The sequence below is a fragment of the Pseudomonas sp. B5(2017) genome, from assembly GCF_002112825.1.
GTDB classification, from domain to species: Bacteria; Pseudomonadota; Gammaproteobacteria; order Pseudomonadales; family Pseudomonadaceae; genus Aquipseudomonas; species Aquipseudomonas putida_Z.
In genome coordinates, this window is record NZ_NEIR01000008.1 from 161082 (window position 1) to 178960 (window position 17879).

General features: G+C 66.2%; 16 protein-coding genes. 11 read left to right on the forward strand and 5 right to left on the reverse strand.

Annotated features, from left to right (window positions below; translation table 11 throughout):
• Nucleotides 1-2 precede the first annotated feature (2 nt).
• From gspH to CAG00_RS14345, 6 genes are all read left to right on the forward strand, one after another.
• Nucleotides 3-440 carry a type II secretion system minor pseudopilin GspH gene (gene gspH, locus CAG00_RS14275; protein ID WP_085664551.1) on the forward strand — a complete coding sequence of 146 codons (438 nt, stop codon included), beginning with the start codon at nucleotides 3-5 and terminating at the stop codon, nucleotides 438-440.
• Nucleotides 437-805 carry a type II secretion system protein GspI gene (locus CAG00_RS14280; RefSeq protein ID WP_085664552.1) on the forward strand — a complete coding sequence of 123 codons (369 nt, stop codon included), beginning with the start codon at nucleotides 437-439 and terminating at the stop codon, nucleotides 803-805. Before gspH ends, CAG00_RS14280 begins: the two co-directional genes overlap by 4 nt.
• Before the next feature lie 1556 nt (nucleotides 806-2361).
• Complete coding sequence (locus CAG00_RS14330; protein ID WP_085664555.1) at nucleotides 2362-3033, forward strand: prepilin-type N-terminal cleavage/methylation domain-containing protein; 672 nt, start codon at nucleotides 2362-2364, stop codon at nucleotides 3031-3033.
• Nucleotides 3030-4106: a type II secretion system protein GspL gene (gene gspL / locus CAG00_RS14335; protein WP_085664556.1), complete on the forward strand. Its 1077-nt coding sequence runs from the start codon at nucleotides 3030-3032 to the stop codon at nucleotides 4104-4106. The genes CAG00_RS14330 and gspL overlap by 4 nt, the downstream gene beginning before the upstream one ends.
• Nucleotides 4103-4489 carry a type II secretion system protein GspM gene (gene gspM / locus CAG00_RS14340; protein ID WP_085664557.1) on the forward strand — a complete coding sequence of 129 codons (387 nt, stop codon included), beginning with the start codon at nucleotides 4103-4105 and terminating at the stop codon, nucleotides 4487-4489. Before gspL ends, gspM begins: the two co-directional genes overlap by 4 nt.
• Nucleotides 4486-5145 (forward strand): general secretion pathway protein GspN, encoded by a 660-nt coding sequence (locus CAG00_RS14345; protein ID WP_085664558.1) that lies wholly within the window; start codon nucleotides 4486-4488, stop codon nucleotides 5143-5145. Before gspM ends, CAG00_RS14345 begins: the two co-directional genes overlap by 4 nt.
• A 221-nt stretch (nucleotides 5146-5366) precedes the next feature.
• Here the strand turns inward: CAG00_RS14345 and CAG00_RS14350 are convergent, their stop codons facing one another.
• The 4 genes from CAG00_RS14350 to CAG00_RS14365 form a co-directional block, all read right to left on the reverse strand.
• A complete protein-coding gene (locus CAG00_RS14350; protein WP_085664559.1) occupies nucleotides 5367-9890 on the reverse strand; it encodes a hemagglutinin repeat-containing protein in 4524 nt (1507 codons plus the stop codon).
• Between the two features lie 27 nt (nucleotides 9891-9917).
• A complete protein-coding gene (locus CAG00_RS14355) occupies nucleotides 9918-11600 on the reverse strand; it encodes a ShlB/FhaC/HecB family hemolysin secretion/activation protein (protein ID WP_085664560.1) in 1683 nt (560 codons plus the stop codon).
• Nucleotides 11601-11760: 160 nt separating this feature from the next.
• Nucleotides 11761-12315: a murein L,D-transpeptidase family protein gene (locus tag CAG00_RS14360; RefSeq protein ID WP_025337906.1), complete on the reverse strand. Its 555-nt coding sequence runs from the start codon at nucleotides 12313-12315 to the stop codon at nucleotides 11761-11763.
• Nucleotides 12316-12337: 22 nt separating this feature from the next.
• A complete protein-coding gene (locus tag CAG00_RS14365) occupies nucleotides 12338-12889 on the reverse strand; it encodes an NUDIX hydrolase (RefSeq protein WP_085664561.1) in 552 nt (183 codons plus the stop codon).
• A gap of 124 nt (nucleotides 12890-13013) precedes the next feature.
• Between CAG00_RS14365 and CAG00_RS14370 the strand changes: the two genes are divergently transcribed.
• The 5 genes from CAG00_RS14370 to purT all read left to right on the forward strand — a co-directional run bounded on the left by CAG00_RS14370 (nucleotide 13014) and on the right by purT (nucleotide 16300).
• Nucleotides 13014-13613, forward strand: a complete 600-nt coding sequence (locus CAG00_RS14370) for a CoA pyrophosphatase (protein ID WP_003252125.1) — start codon at nucleotides 13014-13016, stop codon at nucleotides 13611-13613.
• 45 nt (nucleotides 13614-13658) lie between these two features.
• Nucleotides 13659-14183: a gamma carbonic anhydrase family protein gene (locus tag CAG00_RS14375; RefSeq protein WP_015269134.1), complete on the forward strand. Its 525-nt coding sequence runs from the start codon at nucleotides 13659-13661 to the stop codon at nucleotides 14181-14183.
• Nucleotides 14176-14370, forward strand: a complete 195-nt coding sequence (locus tag CAG00_RS14380; protein ID WP_024086383.1) for a DUF1289 domain-containing protein — start codon at nucleotides 14176-14178, stop codon at nucleotides 14368-14370. The genes CAG00_RS14375 and CAG00_RS14380 overlap by 8 nt, the downstream gene beginning before the upstream one ends.
• Nucleotides 14371-14574: 204 nt before the next feature.
• Entirely contained in the window at nucleotides 14575-15042 is a 468-nt protein-coding gene (locus tag CAG00_RS14390; protein ID WP_003252131.1) for a VUT family protein, read from the forward strand.
• 76 nt (nucleotides 15043-15118) lie between these two features.
• Nucleotides 15119-16300, forward strand: a complete 1182-nt coding sequence (gene purT / locus CAG00_RS14395) for a formate-dependent phosphoribosylglycinamide formyltransferase (RefSeq protein ID WP_025337909.1) — start codon at nucleotides 15119-15121, stop codon at nucleotides 16298-16300.
• A 114-nt stretch (nucleotides 16301-16414) separates the two neighbouring features.
• On the opposite strand, the gene CAG00_RS14400 is transcribed toward purT, so the two are convergent.
• Nucleotides 16415-17716 carry an MFS transporter gene (locus tag CAG00_RS14400; protein ID WP_054573205.1) on the reverse strand — a complete coding sequence of 434 codons (1302 nt, stop codon included), beginning with the start codon at nucleotides 17714-17716 and terminating at the stop codon, nucleotides 16415-16417.
• Nucleotides 17717-17879: the final 163 nt, after the last annotated feature.

Sequence of the window (17879 nt, forward strand, 5' to 3'; positions counted from 1 at the left end):
GGGTGCGTCGTCAGCGGGGCTTCAGCCTGATCGAATTGCTGGTGGTGCTGGCAATCGCCGGGCTGATGACCGGATTGGCTGTGGCCGGGTTTGGCAACAGCCAGGCCAGTGTCGACCAGGCGCTGCAACGGCTGGCGAGCGAGACCCGGGCGCAGGCCGCGCTGGCCCGGCATGCCGGGCAGCTGCGCGGGCTGCGCTGGAATGGCCAGCGCCCGGAGTTCGTCCGGCGCGAGGGTAATGGCTGGGTGGTCGAAGCAGTCGCCCTTGGTGACTGGCCCAAGGGCCTGCGCCCGGACTGGCCGGCCGGCCCGCAGCCGCGCCTGTTGTTCACCCCGCATGGCTGGGCGCAACCGGGCAACGTGCGCTGGCGCTGGGCCGATGGCAGCCAGCAATGGGCCTGGAGCCGCGATGGCCGCTTGCAGGTGGTGGTCGCCCCATGAAGCGGCATCAGCGTGGCTTTACCCTGCTGGAGGTGACCGTGGCCCTGGCGATTGCCGCGGTGCTGGCGGTGATCACCAGCCAGGTTTTGCGCCAGCGCCTGGCGGTGCAGGACAACCTGCAGCAACACCGCCTTGGCCTGCTATGCGCGCGAGAACTGCAAACCCGCTTTGCCGTCGAGCAATACTGGCCGGCGGCAAACCAGGCTGGCGGTGAACTGAGCCAGGGCGGCCAGCGCTGCCACTGGCAACTGCAGCTGCGCCGCACCGGCGTACGCGACCTGCGCCGCGGCGAGCTGCTGTTGTTCGCCGACCGCGACCAGCGCCTGCCGCTTGGCCAGTACACCGTATTCCTGGAACGGCCATGAGTTACAGAAACCGTGAAGCTTGCGCGGCCCCTGTGGGAGCGGGCATGCCCGCGAAGCCGGCGACTCGGTGTATGGCACCGGCTTCGCCGGTGTTCGCGGGTGAACCCGCTCCCACAGAGGCCCGGTTCCACCCCGCGCAGGTGCCTGCCTCTGGATCAGCCGTGAGTGACAGAGATCGTGAAGCTTGCGCGGTCCCTGTGGGAGCGGGTTTACCCGCGAAGCAGGCGACTCGGTGTATGGCACCGGCTTCGCCGGTGTTCGCGGGCGCGCCCGCTCCCACAGAGACCCAGTTCCACCCCGCGCCGGTGCCTGCCCCTGGATCCGCCATGAGTTACAGAGATCGTGAAGCTTGCGCGGTCCCTGTGGGAGCGGGCATGCCCGCGAAGCAGGCGACTCGGTTTATGGCACCGGCTTCGCCGGTGTTCGCGGGCGCGCCCGCCCCCACAGAGGCCCAGTTTTACCCCGCGCAGGAGCGTGCGCCTGGATCAGCCGTGAGTTACAGAGATCGTGAAGCTTGCGCGGTCCCTGTGGGAGCGGGCATGCCCGCGAAGCCGGCGACTCGGTGTATGGCACCGGCTTCGCCGGTGTTCGCGGGTGAACCCGCTCCCACAGAGGCCCGGTTCCACCCCGCGCAGGTGCCTGCCCCTGGATCAGCAGTGAGTTACAGAGATCGTGAAGCTTGTGCGGTCCCTGTGGGAGCGGGTTTACCCGCGAAGCAGGCGACTCGGTGTATGGCACCGGCTTCGCCGGTGTTCGCGGGCGCGCCCGCTCCCACAGAGGCCCGGTTCCACCCCGCGCAGGTGCCTGCCCTTGGAGCAGCCGTGAGTGACAGAGATCGTGAAGCTTGTGCTGCCCCTGTGGGAGCGGGTTTACCCGCGAAGCAGGCGACTCAGTGCATGGCACCGGCTTCGCCGGTGTTCGCGGGCGCGCCCGCTCCCACAGAGGCCCAGTTCCACCCCGCGCAGGTGCCTGCCCCTGGATCAGCCGTGAGTGACAGAGATCGTGAAGCTTGCGCGGTCCCTGTGGGAGCGGGTTTACCCGCGAAGCAGGCGACTCGGTGCATGGCACCGGCTTCGCCGGTGTTCGCGGGTGAACCCGCTCCCACAGAGGCCCAGCTCCACCCCGCGCAGGTGCCTGCCCCTGGATCAGCAGTGAGTTACAGAGATCGTGAAGCTTGTGCGGTCCCTGTGGGAGCGGGCATGCCCGCGAAGCAGGCGACTCGGTGTATGGCACCGGCTTCGCCGGTGTTCGCGGGCGCGCCCGCTCCCACAGAGGCCCAGTTCCACCCCGCGCCGGTGCCTGCCCCTGGATCCGCCATGAGTTACAGAGATCGTGAAGCTTGCGCGGTCCCTGTGGGAGCGGGCATGCCCGCGAAGCAGGCGACTCGGTGGATGGCACCGGCTTCGCCGGTGTTCGCGGGCGCGCCCGCTCCCACAGAGACCCAGTTCCACCCCGCGCAGGTACCTGCCCCTGGATCAGCCGTGAGTGACAGAGGTCGTGAAGCTTGCGCGGTCCCTGTGGGAGCGGGTTTACCCGCGAAGCAGGCGACTCGGTGCATGGCACCGGCTTCGCCGGTGTTCGCGGGCGCGCCCGCTCCCACAGGGAGGGCGCATACCCGTCAGCCCGGGACCCAGCCCAGCAAGCACCGCCAGGCCGGCCTTACCCTGATCGAGCTGATGGTCGCCCTGGCACTTACTGCTGTGCTCGGCATCATGCTCGCCGCCCTGGTCAACGGCTGGCTCAAGGTTCGCGAGCGCCTGCAGGTCACCACGCAGGAAACCTCGGTGCTGGACTTTTGCCTGGCCTTGGAGCGTCGCTTCGATAGCCCGGTAATGCGCCGGGTCTACGACCAGCGCCTGCCTTTGGCCAGCCGCTGGCTGGACTGGCAACCGGCAAGCAACCAGTTGCTCTGGGTCGCCATCACCGGCATGCCGGAAGCCGAGGGCGGCTCGCGCCTGCAGCGCCAGCGCCTGCGCTTCGAGGCCCGCGAGCAGCGCCTGCTGCTGGAAAGCTCGGCCGATCTCTACGCCGCCGCCGCCCCACGCTGGGTCCAGCGCGAGCGGCTCGACCGGGTCAGCGCCATGAATGTTCTTTATTACCAGGGCGGCCGCTGGCTGGCCTGGCCTTCCGACCAACCTGCGCACCCCGGCCGTGGCGTGCGTCTGGAACTGCAGCGTGACGGAGCACCCTATGTCTGCACCTTCGCCCTCCCGTGGGGGCGCTCATGAAGTTTGAATGGCGGCGGCGCAGCCCGGCCCAGTCGTGGTTGTTGCTGCGACCAGGCGTTGTCTGGCACTGGGCGCTGGCCGAGGGCGGCCTTGTGCAACGCCAAGGGCAGGGCGAGCCCCCGGCGAACCTGCAGGCCCGTGTGGCGTTGATCCTGCCTGCCGAGGCCTGCAGCTACTTCCGCGTGCCGGCACCGCCGGGGCTCAAGCGTGAAGAATGGCCGTTGTTGCTCGAAGACCGATTGCTGCAGGCCATCGACGAGGTGACATGCGCCTGCCTGGCCCGCGAACCCGGCCATCTTCGGTTACTGGTAGTGGCCCGTCAGCAACTGGAGGACTGGCGCGGGCAGTGCGCCGAATGGGGCTTGCAGGTGGCACGTTGCTGGGCAGAACTACAGCTGCTGCCGCCCCCCGAGGCGGGCCATGCCTGGCAATGGCAGCGCACACCCGGCATGTATTTGTACAAAGGGCTGGCCGAAGACAGGCAGGAGCACTGGCTGGCCTGGCCGGATGCATTGGGCGAGGTGCCACGGCAACCGTGGGCGGAGCTGCAAAAGGTTCCGCTGAGCGGTGACTGGCCCAGTACGCTGGCACCGCTCGATTCATTGCCCGGCCTGTTCGAGCGTACCCGCAAGGTGCGCTCGCTGCCGGTGGTGTCCCGGCCGCAGCAACGGCTGCTCGCTGCCTGCCTGGTACTGGCTGCCGTCTGGGGCGGGCTGTGGTTGAGCAAGCAATGGGCCCAGGCGCAATTCTGGCGCAGTCAGGTCATCGCCGTGACTGGTGAGCAGGCCAGCCCCCGGCACGCCGCGCAGGCCCTCAAGCGCCTGCGCGAAAGTGAACTGCAACAGCAGCTGCGCACGCGCCAGCTCGAAGACCTGCAGACGGCGTTGCAGGCCTGGCTGCGTGACCACCCCGGCTGGCGCCTGCAAGCGGTGCGCTTCGATGGCCAGCGCTGGCACCTGCGGCTGGAGGGCGAGGGCGGTGCGCCGCCATGGAGCGACATGGCGACAGCCGCCGGGGCCTCGGTCCAGGTGCAGGACGGCCAAGTGGTGTTCGACCTGGGAGCAGCCTCATGAACCGGGACTGGATACAGCGTCATCGCTTGAAGTTCGCCTGGGCACTGATTGCCCTGTTGCTGGCCTTCCTGGCCCTGCGCACAGGCCTTGCGCAATGGCGCGAGCTCAGCCAGTGGCGGGGGCTGGCCGAACAGGCCGCCAGCCTTCAAGGCGGCCCGGAGTTGAACCTGGAGCGGCTCCGACAGTCGGCCCAGGCGCGGCAGATCGAACTGGCCGAGGTCGATGCGCAGGGCAAGACCTGGCAACTGCGTGGGCAGTTGGCCGACGAGCGAGTGCTGCAGGGCTGGTTGCAGACCCTGCGTGCAGAAGGCGTACAGCCATTGCAGTGGGGGCTGGAACAGCATGAAAAGGGTTTGCGCTTCGACCTGGTGGTGCGGCCATGAGCCGAAGAAGTGTGGCGTGGGTGCTGCTGGTTTTCGCCGTGACATTGCTGGTGGAACTGCCGGCCAGTTGGGTGGTGCGCGGGATAGGACTGCCAGCGCGTGAGGTCAGCGGCAGCCTGTGGCAAGGCCAGGCGCAGCAACTGGGGCCGGTCGGGCCATTGCGTTGGGCGGTGCAGCCCTGGCGCTTGCAGGCGAAAGCGCAGCTGGGCTTCCAGGGCCAGGCCTGGCAGTTGCGCGCCGATGGCTGGCCATGGCGCTGGCGGCTGGAGGCGACGGCCATGGGGGCCCAGGCGACGGTGGCGACGGATTACCGCTTGGCCGGCCAGTGGCAGGGCACATTGCGGGTGCAGGGGGCAGGGCGGCAATGCCGTGCCAGCGAAGGCCGCATGACGGTAACCGACCTTGCCCTGAGCGAGCCCTGGTCACTGGGCTTGGGGCAGGGCTGGCTGGAAATGGATTGCCGCAGCGGCTGGCATCTGCGCGGGCAGCTGGCGCAGCAGGGGCAGCATCAGTTGGCCGTGGATGCCGACCTGCCCGCGCGCCGGGCGCAGGTGGTGGTCGAGTTGCAGCCGGAGGCGGCGCTGACGCCTTTGCTGCGTGGGGTGCAGTGGCTTGGGCCGCAGGCGCTGGCAGGGCAGCGAGACTTGCGCTGGTAGACTGATGTTATCGCCGGCCAGCTGGCTCGGCGTGTGTAGGAGCGGCCTTGTGTCGCGAAAGGGCTGCAAAGCAGCCCCCGGGTTTCAGCGCATATGCACAAATTGCTGGGGCTGCTTTGCAGCCCTTTCGCGACACAAGGCCGCTCCTACAACCAATCAACTGTCTGGCCCAAATGCTAAAAGAGGGCACGAAGCCCGTGCCCTCCAGAGCGGCGCCTGCTTCAGTTTTTCTTGCCCTGCACACTCGAAGCCCACTGCTCATTGCGATTGTGCCCACTGGTCCTCAACAACCCCAGGTCCAGTGCATTTTCCCCATCCGCCGCACCCTTGCCCTTGGCCAGCTCGGCCACCGCCGTGCCCAGGTCCACCGGTGAGTTGGACGCATCGATCGACACATCCCGGCGATAGTCGTTACCGCTCAGTGTTTCGCGGGTAACCGAGTTGGCGTCGAGCACCACATCGCCTTTGGCCGACTGCAAGCGTGCCCCCACCAGGTGAGCGTTGCCACCAACCTGCAGGTCGATACCGTCGCTGCCTTTGAGCGTGGTCTGCTGGCCTACGCTGTCACGCTGCGCGTGCGACACGTCGAGGCTGAAGGTGGGCGAGAGCCCCGGGTCTGCCTTGCTCAGGGCGGAGCCAGCTTTTTCATTCACCTTGCTCCCCAGCGGCCCTGCCACCGAAGTGGCCGCGTTGACGTAGCCTCGCGGGTTTTTCTCCTGGCTCAGCCGGGCATCGCCTTTCACGCTCAGGGTATTGACGTTGTCCTTGCGGCTGGCGATGCGCAGGTCGCCGTCGATCACTCCATCGATACGCCCCGTCTCCAGGGTGACGCCTTCGAGGCGGGTATCGCCACGGCTTTGCAGGTCGATGCGCTCGGCGCGCAGGTCGCTGGCGTTCCAGGTGAGGTTGTCGCGCTTGTCGAGCTCCACCTTGAGGCGGCCATGCAGGCCGCGGGTGTCGAGCGCGCCCTTGGCCATGTCGAAGCCGGCGCCGGCGGTGATGTCGAGGTTGTCACGGCGCTCCTGGCTGGAGGACGCTTCCACCAGCATGCCGCCATTCGATGCGTCGAGGGTTATCTGTTCGGCCGAGGCCTGCAGGCCTTCAAGGTGCAGGGCGATATCCTCGCGGGCGCTGCTGCCCAGGGTCACTGAGCCGTTGCTGGCGAACAGGGCATTCACCGCCTGGCGTGCCTCTTCGTCCTGCTTGCCGTGGCTGAAGTGGCCGCCGATGGCACCGCCCTTGGTGTTGCCAGCCTTGACCGCCAGCTCCACGCCGCCGCCCATCTTGGCGCCGGTAGCGTTCTGGGTATCGCTGGCCGCCTTGACCTGCAGCCGACCGCCGCTTTGCAGTTGAATGTCGCCGGTCTTGGCCTCACGGCTGCCAATGCGAGTGCCTTCGAGCAACAGGTCGCCGCCACTGCTCAGCTGTACCTGGCCCTTGGCGTCGATCTGCGCCACCTGGGCCTTGCGCTGTGTGCTCTGGTTCTGGCCGTGGTCGAGGTAGCCCCGGCCATCGACGCCGGTGCTGCCCGGGCGGTTGCCGACCTTGGCCCAGGCATTGCCGTCGAGCTGGCGTGACTGCTGTTCGGTCTGGTCGTTTGCCTGTGGCAATGTCAGCGAACCGGCACTGCTGATGACCACGCTGCCTTCACCGCCATCGATGCGCGTCCCTTCATAATGGCCAGAGCTGCCCAGTTGCACCTGGATGCCCTGTTGCCCATACAGGCTGCCGGGGACGGCGCTGCTGGTGCTGTCCTTTTTGTCCAGCGAGCCGCCTTTGCCGGCGGCGCGTGCATTCAGGTCTTCACCGGTGCTGGTGTCCAGGCGCACATCGCCGCCGTAGGCCAGGCGTTGCACGGTATTTTCCTGGGTGTTCTCGGCCGCCTGCATCTGGTGTTGTCGGGCCTCGATCTGCAGCTTGCCGGCGTTGGCGCGCCACGCGGTGCCCTGGTCGGTGATGTTGTCGGCCTTGACTTCGACCTTGGCCCCGGACAACTCGCTCACCTGGGCAAAGCCGCGGCGCTGGTTTTCCAGACGCTTGAGGTGCTCCACGGTCATGTCGGCGCCAACGCTGGGCGGCGCCATGGCGTCTTCGGGGGAGGCTTGCTGGAAGCGCGCGGCTTCTTCGCCCAGCACCAGGCGTTCGATGGGGCGGGTAAGGTCGCGGTACTCGACACTGGCGCCGAGGCTGCCCGACCAGTCGTCACGGCGTTGTTCACGTTCCTCGGTATCCTGCACCGCGCGGTTGTCGATGCGTTTGGCCGTTACCTGCAGGGTGTTGCCGGCCTTGACGCGTGCGGCCTCTGTGACCAGTTCATCGCCATTCAGCTTCAGGTCGCCGCTGGCCTGCAATGTGCTGCGTTGCACCTTGCTGTCGCGTTCGGTCTGCACCTGGCGGTTGTGATGGCCTTCGAACAAGCTGCCCAGCCGGTCGATGCCACCGGTCACCGTCAGGCCGCCGCCACTGTTGGTGGTGCTGGTGGTTTTGTCGCGGTCGTTGCGGGTTGCCCCCAGGGTCACCTTTTGGGCCTGCACATCGAGGTCGCCTGCGGCGGCCTTCACCGTGGAACCGTTGACTTGCAGGTGAGCCCCGCTGCCAAGGCTCACCGAAGCGCCCTCTAGCTCACTGGCGACCTGGCTGGTGGTGCGCTGCTTGCTGCTGGTGGTGGCGACGTCATAGGCAATGCCGGCCGAATACTGGCGGGACTCGGGCTTGCCATCCTCGGCCTCCTGGGTCTGCTTGGCGCTGGCGCTGAAGCCGCGTTGCTGGTTACGGGTTTCGCGCTCGTCAACCGCTTGCGCGCTGGTAATCAGCAGGTCGCCCTTGGCCTCTACCTGCAGGTGCCCGCCCGCTGCGACCTTGGCGCCCTGGATGCGCATTTCCTCGGCGCTGGCCAGGCGCAGATTGGTGGCCGAGCTGACGTCGCTGGTAAGTACCTGTTGCGTACGCTCGGTGTTCTCGTGGTCGCTGCCAATCAGGCCGAACAGCTTGCTGTCGCTGGTCCGGTCGGTGGAGGTGGTGCGGCCATGGTCGGCTTCGATGGCCAGTGCACCTTTCGTGCTGTAGAGCACCGCGTCCTCCTTGCCGTGCACGGTACTGCCCTTGACGGCCACCTGGTCAGCTACCACGGCCAGCTTGCCATCTGCCGTGACACTGCTGCCGGCAACGGCCTGGCCTTCGCTGTCGTTACCCTTGCGGTCGCCAAAGAAGGTGCCCGATACCAGGTCGCCACGATAGTCGCGCCGGGTACCGCGCTCCTGCAGCGCGGTGGTACCGATGGTTGCGTCCTTGGCCTCGATCGCCATGTCGCCGCGGCTGTGCAGGCTGCTGCCCTTCACATCGACGGTATTCTTGGCCTTCAGCGTCATGCGCTGGGCCTGGAGCGCACTGCCTTGCGCGGTTTCCTTGTATTGGTCGGTATCGCTGTCACCGCGCCACAAGTCCTTGCGGTGGCGAACCTGCTCTTCGGTGTGCTGGCTGTCGATGCCGGCAGCGATGGCCAGGTTGGCGCCGCTGTCGAGGGTCAGCTCATTGCCAGCATCCACCTTGGCAGCCACCAGGCGCATGTCGTCAGCGGATTGCAGCAGCACGCCGTCCTTGCCTTGCAAGCTGCTGCCCTGTTGCTGCTGCTGGGTGGTGGTGGTTTCGCGGTTGTAGGTTTCGCGGGTGACGAACAGGAACTTCTTGCTCCAGCTGTCGCTGTCGCGCTCGATGTTCTCGCGGGTCGTGGCATCCAGCGTGAGCTTCTTGCCCGCCTTGGCCTCGATTCGCCGAGCTTGCCCATCGACGGTTTCGAGTGTCAGGTCATCGGCAGCAGTCAGCCGCAGATCGCCCTGTTCGCTGTGCAGTTCGATGGGGCTGTCGGCCTTGCCGCTGACCTGCAGGGCGCCGGCCGACTGGATGTCGACCCCGTCGATACCCAGCAGCTGCGATGCCCCCACACGCACACCGGCACCTTCTGCGGTGCTCACCACGCGAATGCGCCCGGCGCGCATGGCGCCGAACAGGCTGGCATCGATGCTGGACGGGGTGCCGGGCAGGTGTTCGACAATTTCGCCGCTGGTGCTGTCGATGCGGTTGCGACCGACGGTGATATCGATGGAGTTGCGCGCCATCAGCAGCCCTTTGCCGTCCACGCGCGGGGCGATCAGATCGAGGGCGCCGTTGGGGTTGCGCTGGCCGCCCTCAAGCACTTGCAGGGTACCGCTGGCGTTCAGCGTGTCGAGGTACTTCAGTTGCTGGCCGTCGAACTCGGGGCTGCCCACCACGAAGCCGGCGCGTGTGGTGTTGATGAAACTGCCGCCGTTGAGGGTGATGCCATTGGGGTTGGCCAGGATGTAGTCGGCCGGGCGGCCGAAGATTTCCTGCGGCCCTTCGATCAGCGAGGCGTTGCGGCTGACCACCTCGTTGAGGATGGTCGAGGCGGCCTGGCCCTGGAATTGCGGGTTGGCCGCCAGGGCACCGGCCAGCTCCGACTGCCCGGCCTGGGTGGCATTGTTCAGCACTACCCCGGAGCGGTCGACGTTGTAGTCGAGGAACTGGTTGTGCGACAGCCCTTTGGCGTTTGGCGCGACAATATCGATGACCGGGACGCCGTGGCCGTCGTTGATGACCGGTGTACCGCCGGGGCCGCTGGTTGCTGTCAGGCCGCCCTGGGCCAGTGCGGCGCCGGGCCCGAGCAGGGCGAGGAAGATGGCCCAGCGCAAGGTATCTGGGCGGGAAGACGACTGCGAGAGTGTTTGCATGTTCTCGTTCTCTTTGTTGTGGGTGAATCAGATGTTCAGGGCCAGTTCCACTACCCAGAAGCCAGGTTCCAGCAGCGGACGGGGCAGGTCGCTGGCGTACAGCGCGCGTTGGTAGCCCAGGCGCAGGTGGCTGCCGGGCAGGCTCAGTTCGGCACCGGCGGTGGCCCCGGCAAGGCGTTGTGAAGGCTTGCCTTCGGCAGTGCGGGTCCAGCCCAGGTCCAGGCCGATGTAGGGGCGTATTTGCAGGGGAGCGGTCCAGCCCTCCGGCAGCGGCTGACTGACGGTGTTGCGCCAGGCGGCGCTGCTGGCACCGGAGTAGGTACGCAGGCGAAACCCGCGCACGGCCGAATCGTCGCTGACCAGCAACTGCTCGACGGCGGGTAGTGGGTCACTGCTGTATTGCAGACTCAGCTCGCTCTGCCAGCGCCATGGGCGGCTGGCCGGGCCCTGGCGCAGGTGCAGCAGGTTGGCGCGGTACTTGCGAAAATCCGGGCGCAGGCGTTCCGCCCCCAGCGGTGAGCGGTCAGCGCCGAAGGCGTCGATACCCTGGGCGACACCGAGGTAGCCATTCCACAGGCCTCCCTGGAGCCAAAGCAGGTTGATACCCGCCTCCACGGAGACCAGGGTGGGGCTCTGCTGGACGATCACCGCGCCAGCGCTGCGGTTGACCATTTGCTTGCGGTCCAGCCGGGCGTTGGCGCTGAGCATGCCTTGCTGGTTGCGCCACAGTACCCGCTCGACGCTCAAGCCCTGGTAGCTGCTGCTGCCGTCGGTTACCTGGCGGCTGTGGGGGAGCGGCGCCTCGTAACGCAGTTCGCTGGCGCTGAGCGCGAAGGTCCAGGCGCCGTAGGGGATGCTGTAGTACAGCGAGATGCCTTGGCTTTGCCCGGGCGCATCGAGCACCGTGCGGTTCAGCGACAGGCGCAGGTCATCATTTAGGCCCAGCGGGCTGTCCAGGCCGAAGCCGAGGTTCAGGCGATGACGCCCGGTCAGGTCGCTGCCGCGGTTGTCGAAGCGGCTGTCCAGGTGCCCGCGCGAGGCCACCTTGCGCGGCTGCACGACAACCCGGGTGCCGCCGTGCAGTTCGCCGGGCAGCAATTCTGCTGACAGGTCATAAGCGCGAAGGCGATTGAGCTGGTCGAGGCCTTGCTCCAGGGCTGGCAGGTACAGTGGCTGCCCGAGCAGGCCGGGAAAGGCGCCGGGGAGGGACAGGGGCAATTCAGGGCCGGCCATTTCGATGGACTCGACGAACCCCTCGACGATGACCAGGTTCAGCGGTGCGCCGTCTTGTGGCGGTTGCTGCAGGTAAGGCCGGCTGGTGGGGTATCCGGCTTGTACATAGCGCTGGGTTATGGCTTTCAGCAGCCCGTTGATTTCCGCAATGCCCATGCACGGGGTAATGAACCTGCGAAGGGTTGGCGTTAGCGCCGAGTCGGAAAGCTTGCGGTTGCCGGCCACGCGTACGCCGGTGATGGCCCAGCAGCGCTGGTCGTGCGGGAGGGGGGCGGTGGTGTCGTGGCTTTCAGCCGGGGCGGGCTGGCGCTGCCAGCGTTCCAGCCGCTGTTGCTGTTCCAGCTGTTGCAGCCCGCGCTGCTGATCGCGCAGTTGCTGGCTGGCGGGGTCGTCGGCCAGCGCCTGGGGCGCGGCCAGCAAACCGGACAGGCAGCAGGTGAGCGCCCAGCAGGTGGCGCGGTGAATGTGGAACGGCATTGAAGCACCCCGCAAATGATGTACGGATTTCGTACTCGTCTGCGTGGATGCTAAAAATTAAGGGGTTCGCCTGGATGCAGTACCCGGCCTAAGCGCTTGTAAGGCGCGTTCTTGCCTGGAGGTGGGAAGCTTCCTACAGCATCAGTTGAAAGGCCCGCTATCAGGGCCGAATTTCGATCAACGTGCCATCCCGCACCAGGTCCCACACTTCCTGCATGTCGCGGTTACGCATGGCAATACAGCCGTCCGTCCAGTCCAGGGTGTGGAAGTACCACTCTGGATACTCGTCGTTGATCGGCGTGCCATGGATCATGATCATGCTGCCGGCGCTCACCCCTTCGCGGGTGGCACGGGCGGCATCGGTGATGTTCGGGTAATTGATGTGCATGGCCAGGTTGAAGCGGTCGCTCTGCTTGCGCCAGTCCAGCCAGTACAGGCCCTCGGGGGTTTTCTTGTCGCCTTCGCGCTCCTTGGCGCCTTTTGGCTGCTTGCCCAGCGAGATACGGTAGGTTTTCAGCGGTTCGCCACGGCTGATCAGCTGCAGGCGGCGCTCGGACTTGATCACCAGTACCTTGTCGATCAGCGGTTGCATGGCCTGCTGCGAAGGCGATGGGGTTTGCGCTGCCGGCTGGGGCTTGCGGATGATGGTCTCGGTGAAGGCCGCCTGGGACACCGAGGTAACGCAAAGGCAGAAAAGGGCAAGCAACCAGCGCATGTAACGGTATCCCTGAAGGCTTCTAGGTAATGGGCGAGACGTTCATCGGCGGCAGGTATTCATGGCCTATGGGGTAGTGCTGCCCGATGCGATCGCGATAGTAGCATTCTAGTGTGCGAGTGACGGTGCGGAAAGCCAGCTCGCCCCACGGTATCTCATGTTCCTCGAACAGCCGCACCTCCAGGCTTTCTACACCGACAGCGAAATCAAGGTCCGCCAGCTCGGCGCGGAAGAACACATGCACCTGGTTGATGTGTGGCAGGTCGAACAGCTGGTACAGGCTCATGCTGCCGACCCGGGCGCAGGCCTCCTCGACGGTTTCGCGACGGGCGGCCTGATCGAGGGTTTCGCCGTTCTCCATGAAACCGGCAGGCAGGGTCCAGAAACCGCGGCGTGGCTCGATGGCGCGCCGGCACAGCAGCACCTGGCTGCCCCAGGTCGGCAACACGCCGGCGACGATGTTGGGGTTCTGGTAGTGGATGGCCTGGCAAGACTCGCAGACATACCGCAGGCGGCTGTCGCCCTCGGGGATCCGCTGAGTGACCGGCTGGCCGCACGCGCTGCAGAATTTCATGTGTCGTTCCTTTTGCTCTGGGCTATCTTGGCGCGCCGGCCGTGCTGCCGCAAGCGCACGGGGCTTGGGTGCTTCGCGCCTTTGGTGCATCATGCAAGGCAGGTCTTGGATACGAGCGTGCGCAATGCTGGACGAGCTACTTCGCCGAATGAGCAACCACCAACCCGCATCACTGGAAACCGACCGGCGGTTCCCCGAAGCGGCGGTCCTCTTGCCCATTACCCGCAGCGAAGCGCCCGAACTGGTCCTGACCCTGCGCGCCAAGGGCCTGTCCACCCACGGCGGCGAAGTGGCCTTTCCCGGTGGCCGCCGCGACCCGGAAGACCCGGACCTGGTGTTCACCGCGCTGCGTGAAGCGGAAGAAGAAATCGGCCTGCCGCCAGGCCTGGTGGAAGTGATCGGCCCACTCAGCCCGCTGATTTCGCTGCACGGCCTGAAAGTGACGCCATTCGTCGGGCTTATCCCCGATTTTGTCGAATACCGTGCCAATGATGCCGAGATCGCGGCAGTATTCACCGTGCCGCTGGAATTCTTCCGCCAGGACCCGCGCGACCATACCCACCGTATCGATTACCAGGGGCGCAGCTGGTATGTGCCCAGCTATCGCTATGGCGAATACAAGATCTGGGGGTTGTCGGCGATCATGATCGTCGAACTGGTCAACCTGCTGTTCGATGCCGGCATCAGCCTGCACCAACCCCCTGAGCGTTACATCGAAAACTGAGCGGGGCCCAACCCCGTCGTCTGCGTTGCAGCCTGAGGAGCAAGCATGAAATACCGCCTGGGCGACCTGCGGGTCGAGAGCCACCCTACCAGTTGGGCCGCACCCAACGCCACGCTGATCGGCAAGGTGCGCCTGCAGGCCGATGCCAGCGTGTGGTTTGGTGCGGTGCTGCGCGGGGACAACGAGCTGATCGACATTGGCGAGGGCAGCAACGTGCAGGATGGCACGGTGATGCACACCGACATGGGCTCGCCGCTGACCCTGGGCAAGGGCGTGACCGTTGGCCACAACGCCATGCTGCATGGTTGCACGGTGGGCGACTACAGCCTGGTAGGCATCAATGCGGTGATCCTCAATGGAGCGCGTATCGGCAAGCATTGCATCATCGGCGCCAATGCGCTGATTGCAGAAGGCAAGGAGATCCCCGACGGTTCGCTGGTGATGGGCTCGCCGGGCAAGGTGGTGCGCGAGCTGACCGAACAGCAGAAGCGCATGCTCGAAGCCAGTGCCGCGCATTACGTGCACAATGCCCAGCGTTATGCACGGGAGTTGGTGGTTGACGATGAGTGATGTGGTGGAGCGGCCGGTGGCCTCGCCGTGCGTGAGTATCTGTGCGTTGGACGAGCAGGATATCTGCACAGGTTGCCAGCGGACCGTGGCCGAGATCGGCCGCTGGGGGCGGATGGACAACGACGAGCGCCGGGCGGTGCTCAAACTTTGCCATGAAAGGGCAGTAGAGGCCGGCCTCATCCTGTAGGGCTGACTCGCCCCCCCTGTGGGAGCGGGTTCACCCGCGAACACCGGCGCAGCCGGTGCCATCCACCGTGTTGGATTCTTCGCGGGTGAACCCGCTCCCACAGGCTGCGCGTAGCCCTCGAACCTGATGCTGTACCTTTGAGAGCGGGTTTACCCGCGAACCAGCCAGCGGTAATCTGTGCGGCTTGCCCACAGACTACCCGCCATGTTCTATCTGATTGCCTACATCAGCAGCGTAGTGCTGATCAACTACGCCTTCTCCAGCGCGCCACACCTGGACATCATCTGGTCCGCCTGGGGCGGCCTGGTGTTCATCCTGCGCGACATGGTGCAGACCCGCTTCGGCCATGGCGCCCTGGTCGCCATGCTGGCGGCACTGGTGCTGTCCTATGTCACTTCGGAACCGGCCATCGCCCTGGCCAGCGCCACCGCGTTCTTCATTTCCGAACTGATCGACTGGCTGGTGTTCAGCATCACCCGCCGGCCGCTGCGCGACCGCCTGTGGCTGAGTTCGGCGCTGAGCATCCCGGTGGACACCTTCATCTTCTTCGGCATGATCGGCGCCCTGACCCCAGCCGTGATCGGCACCGCCATGGCCTCGAAATTCGCCGGTGTCACCGCTGTGTGGCTGGCCATGGCATTTCGCGCCCGGCGGGCCGCCGTGGCGGGTTGATGGTGTAGAATAGCGGTCCTTTTTCAGCGGGCGGCGCCAAGCCTGGTGCGGCCCCGGACGCCTTCGAGGACCTGAAATGACCCGTATCGGAACCCCCTTGTCGCCCACCGCGACCCGTGTACTGCTCTGCGGCTGTGGCGAGCTGGGCAAGGAAGTGGTGATCGAGCTGCAGCGCCTGGGCGTCGAAGTGATCGCCGTCGATCGCTACGCCAATGCCCCGGCAATGCAGGTGGCGCACCGCAGCCACGTGGTCAACATGCTCGATGGCGTGGCCCTGCGCGCGGTGATCGAGGCCGAGAAGCCGCACTACATCGTCCCTGAAATCGAAGCCATCGCCACCGCCACCTTGGTCGAGCTGGAGAACGAAGGTTTCAACGTGGTGCCGACCGCCCGCGCCACCCAGCTCACCATGAACCGTGAAGGCATCCGCCGCCTGGCCGCCGAAGAGCTGGACCTGCCAACCTCGCCGTACCACTTCGCCGACACCTACGAAGACTACGCCAAGGCCGTGGCCGATGTTGGCTACCCATGCGTGGTCAAGCCGGTGATGAGCTCGTCGGGCAAGGGCCAGAGCCTGCTGCGCAGCGATGCCGACCTGCAGAAGTCGTGGGACTACGCCCAGGAAGGCGGCCGCGCCGGCAAAGGCCGGGTCATCGTCGAGGGCTTCATCGACTTCGAATACGAAATTACCCTGCTGACCGTGCGCCACGTTGGCGGCACCACCTTCCTCGAGCCAGTCGGCCACCGCCAGGAGAAGGGCGACTACCAGGAATCGTGGCAGCCGCAGGCCATGAGCCCGAAGGCGCTGGCCGAGTCGCAGCGGGTGGCCAAGGCGGTCACCGATGCCCTGGGCGGTCGTGGCCTGTTTGGCGTGGAACTGTTCGTGAAGGGCGACCAGGTGTGGTTCAGCGAAGTCTCGCCACGCCCGCATGACACCGGCCTGGTGACCCTGATTTCCCAGGACCTGTCGCAGTTTGCCCTGCATGCCCGGGCCATTCTTGGCCTGCCGATTCCGGTAGTGCGCCAGTTCGGCCCTTCGGCTTCGGCGGTGATCTTGCCCGAGGGGCAGTCGCAGCAGACCAGCTTTGCCAACCTGGGCGCGGCGCTGAGCGAGCCGGATACTGCCATTCGCCTGTTCGGCAAGCCGGAAATCAACGGTACCCGCCGCATGGGCGTGTGCCTGGCGCGTGACGAGTCGGTCGAAGCGGCGCGTGCCAAGGCGACCCGTGCTTCGCAGGCGGTCAAGGTCGAGTTCTGATCCGATCGGGGCTGCGTTGCAGCCCTTCGCGGGCACGCCTGCTCCCACAGGTTTCGGCGCTACCCCTGTGGGAGCGGGCGTGCCCGCGAAGGGCCGCAACGCGGCCCCAATTACTTACAGCTGCGTATTGCGGGTCTCTTTCAGGCACAGCACGGCAATCAAGCTGATCACCGCCGCCACCGACACATAACCTCCCACCCAGCTCAACCCACCCATGCTCACCAGCTTCTGGGCAAAGAACGGTGCCGCCGATGCGCCGACGATGCCGCCCAGGTTGTATGCCGCCGAAGCGCCGGTGTAACGCACGTGGGTCGGGAACAGTTCAGGCAGCAGTGCCCCCATCGGCGCAAAGGTCACGCCCATCAGGAACAGTTCGATGGCCAGGAACAGCGCCACACCTGCGGTCGACCCCGAAGTCAGCAGCGGCTCCATGGTAAAGCCCGAGGCCACTGCCAGCAGGCCGCCGACGATCAGCACCGGTTTGCGCCCGTAGCGGTCGCTGAGCCAGGCCGACAGTGGTGTGGCCAGGGCCATGAACACTACCGCGAAGCACAGCAGGCCAAGGAACGTCTCGCGGCTGTAGCCCAGCGTGGTCACGCCATAGCTCAGCGAGAACACCGTGGAGATGTAGAACAGCGCGTAGCACACCACCATCGCCGCTGCGCCCAGCAGGGTCGGCAGCCAGTATCTGGAAAACAGGTCGACCACCGGCATTTTCACCCGCTCGTGGCGGGCGACGGCCTTGGCGAATACCGGGCTTTCTTCAAGCTTCAGGCGCACATACAGGCCCACCAGTACCAGCGCGGCGCTGAGCAGGAACGGAATGCGCCAGCCCCACTCGCGGAACTGCTCGTCGCTGAGCACCAGGGCCAGGGTCAGGAACAGGCCGTTGGCGGCCAAAAAGCCGATCGACGGGCCCAGCTGCGGGAACATGCCGAACCAGGCGCGCTTGCCTTCGGGCGCGTTCTCGGTGGCCAGCAAGGCCGCGCCACCCCATTCGCCACCCAGGCCCAGGCCTTGGCCAAAGCGCAACAGGCAGAGGATGATCGGCGCCCATACACCAATGCTGTCGTAGCCTGGCAGCACGCCGATGGCCGTGGTGGACACGCCCATCAGCAGCAGCGAGGCGACCAGGGTCGACTTGCGGCCGATACGGTCGCCAAAGTGGCCGAACAGTGCCGAGCCCAGCGGGCGCGCCAGGAAGGCGATACCGAAGGTGAGGAAGGCCGCCAGCATCTGCGCGGTGCCCGACCCGGACGGGAAGAACACCGGGCCGATCACCAGGGCGGCGGCAGTGGCGTAGACGTAGAAATCGTAGAACTCGATGGCGGTGCCGATGAAGCTGGCGGTGGCTACCCGCGCGGGCGAGTTGACCGGTGCGGCAGGCGCTTCGGCATAGGTGCTGCTGGTTGTCATTGAATAGGTCCCTGACAGTCTGGTCCGGCTCCATTGGGATAAGCCCCGCGGCGTGCAATGCAAAAGGGCAGGCACGGTGGCGCGGGCGCCGGAGCGTTTTGTTGTTGTGTGCGCCCGACTGACGATAGCCCAAGGGGGATAGGGGCGGGGGCGGGCACTGTTC

Coding starts and splice junctions, on each gene's coding strand:
- CAG00_RS14280 (WP_085664552.1), top strand. CDS start 437: ATGAAGCGGCATCAGCGTGGCTTTACCCTGCTGGAGGTGACCGTGGCC.
- CAG00_RS14330 (WP_085664555.1), top strand. CDS start 2,362: ATGGCACCGGCTTCGCCGGTGTTCGCGGGCGCGCCCGCTCCCACAGGG.
- gspL (WP_085664556.1), top strand. CDS start 3,030: ATGAAGTTTGAATGGCGGCGGCGCAGCCCGGCCCAGTCGTGGTTGTTG.
- gspM (WP_085664557.1), top strand. CDS start 4,103: ATGAACCGGGACTGGATACAGCGTCATCGCTTGAAGTTCGCCTGGGCA.
- CAG00_RS14345 (WP_085664558.1), top strand. CDS start 4,486: ATGAGCCGAAGAAGTGTGGCGTGGGTGCTGCTGGTTTTCGCCGTGACA.
- CAG00_RS14350 (WP_085664559.1), bottom strand. CDS start 9,890: ATGCAAACACTCTCGCAGTCGTCTTCCCGCCCAGATACCTTGCGCTGG.
- CAG00_RS14355 (WP_085664560.1), bottom strand. CDS start 11,600: ATGCCGTTCCACATTCACCGCGCCACCTGCTGGGCGCTCACCTGCTGC.
- CAG00_RS14360 (WP_025337906.1), bottom strand. CDS start 12,315: ATGCGCTGGTTGCTTGCCCTTTTCTGCCTTTGCGTTACCTCGGTGTCC.
- CAG00_RS14365 (WP_085664561.1), bottom strand. CDS start 12,889: ATGAAATTCTGCAGCGCGTGCGGCCAGCCGGTCACTCAGCGGATCCCC.
- CAG00_RS14370 (WP_003252125.1), top strand. CDS start 13,014: ATGCTGGACGAGCTACTTCGCCGAATGAGCAACCACCAACCCGCATCA.
- CAG00_RS14375 (WP_015269134.1), top strand. CDS start 13,659: ATGAAATACCGCCTGGGCGACCTGCGGGTCGAGAGCCACCCTACCAGT.
- CAG00_RS14380 (WP_024086383.1), top strand. CDS start 14,176: ATGAGTGATGTGGTGGAGCGGCCGGTGGCCTCGCCGTGCGTGAGTATC.
- CAG00_RS14390 (WP_003252131.1), top strand. CDS start 14,575: ATGTTCTATCTGATTGCCTACATCAGCAGCGTAGTGCTGATCAACTAC.
- purT (WP_025337909.1), top strand. CDS start 15,119: ATGACCCGTATCGGAACCCCCTTGTCGCCCACCGCGACCCGTGTACTG.
- CAG00_RS14400 (WP_054573205.1), bottom strand. CDS start 17,716: ATGACAACCAGCAGCACCTATGCCGAAGCGCCTGCCGCACCGGTCAAC.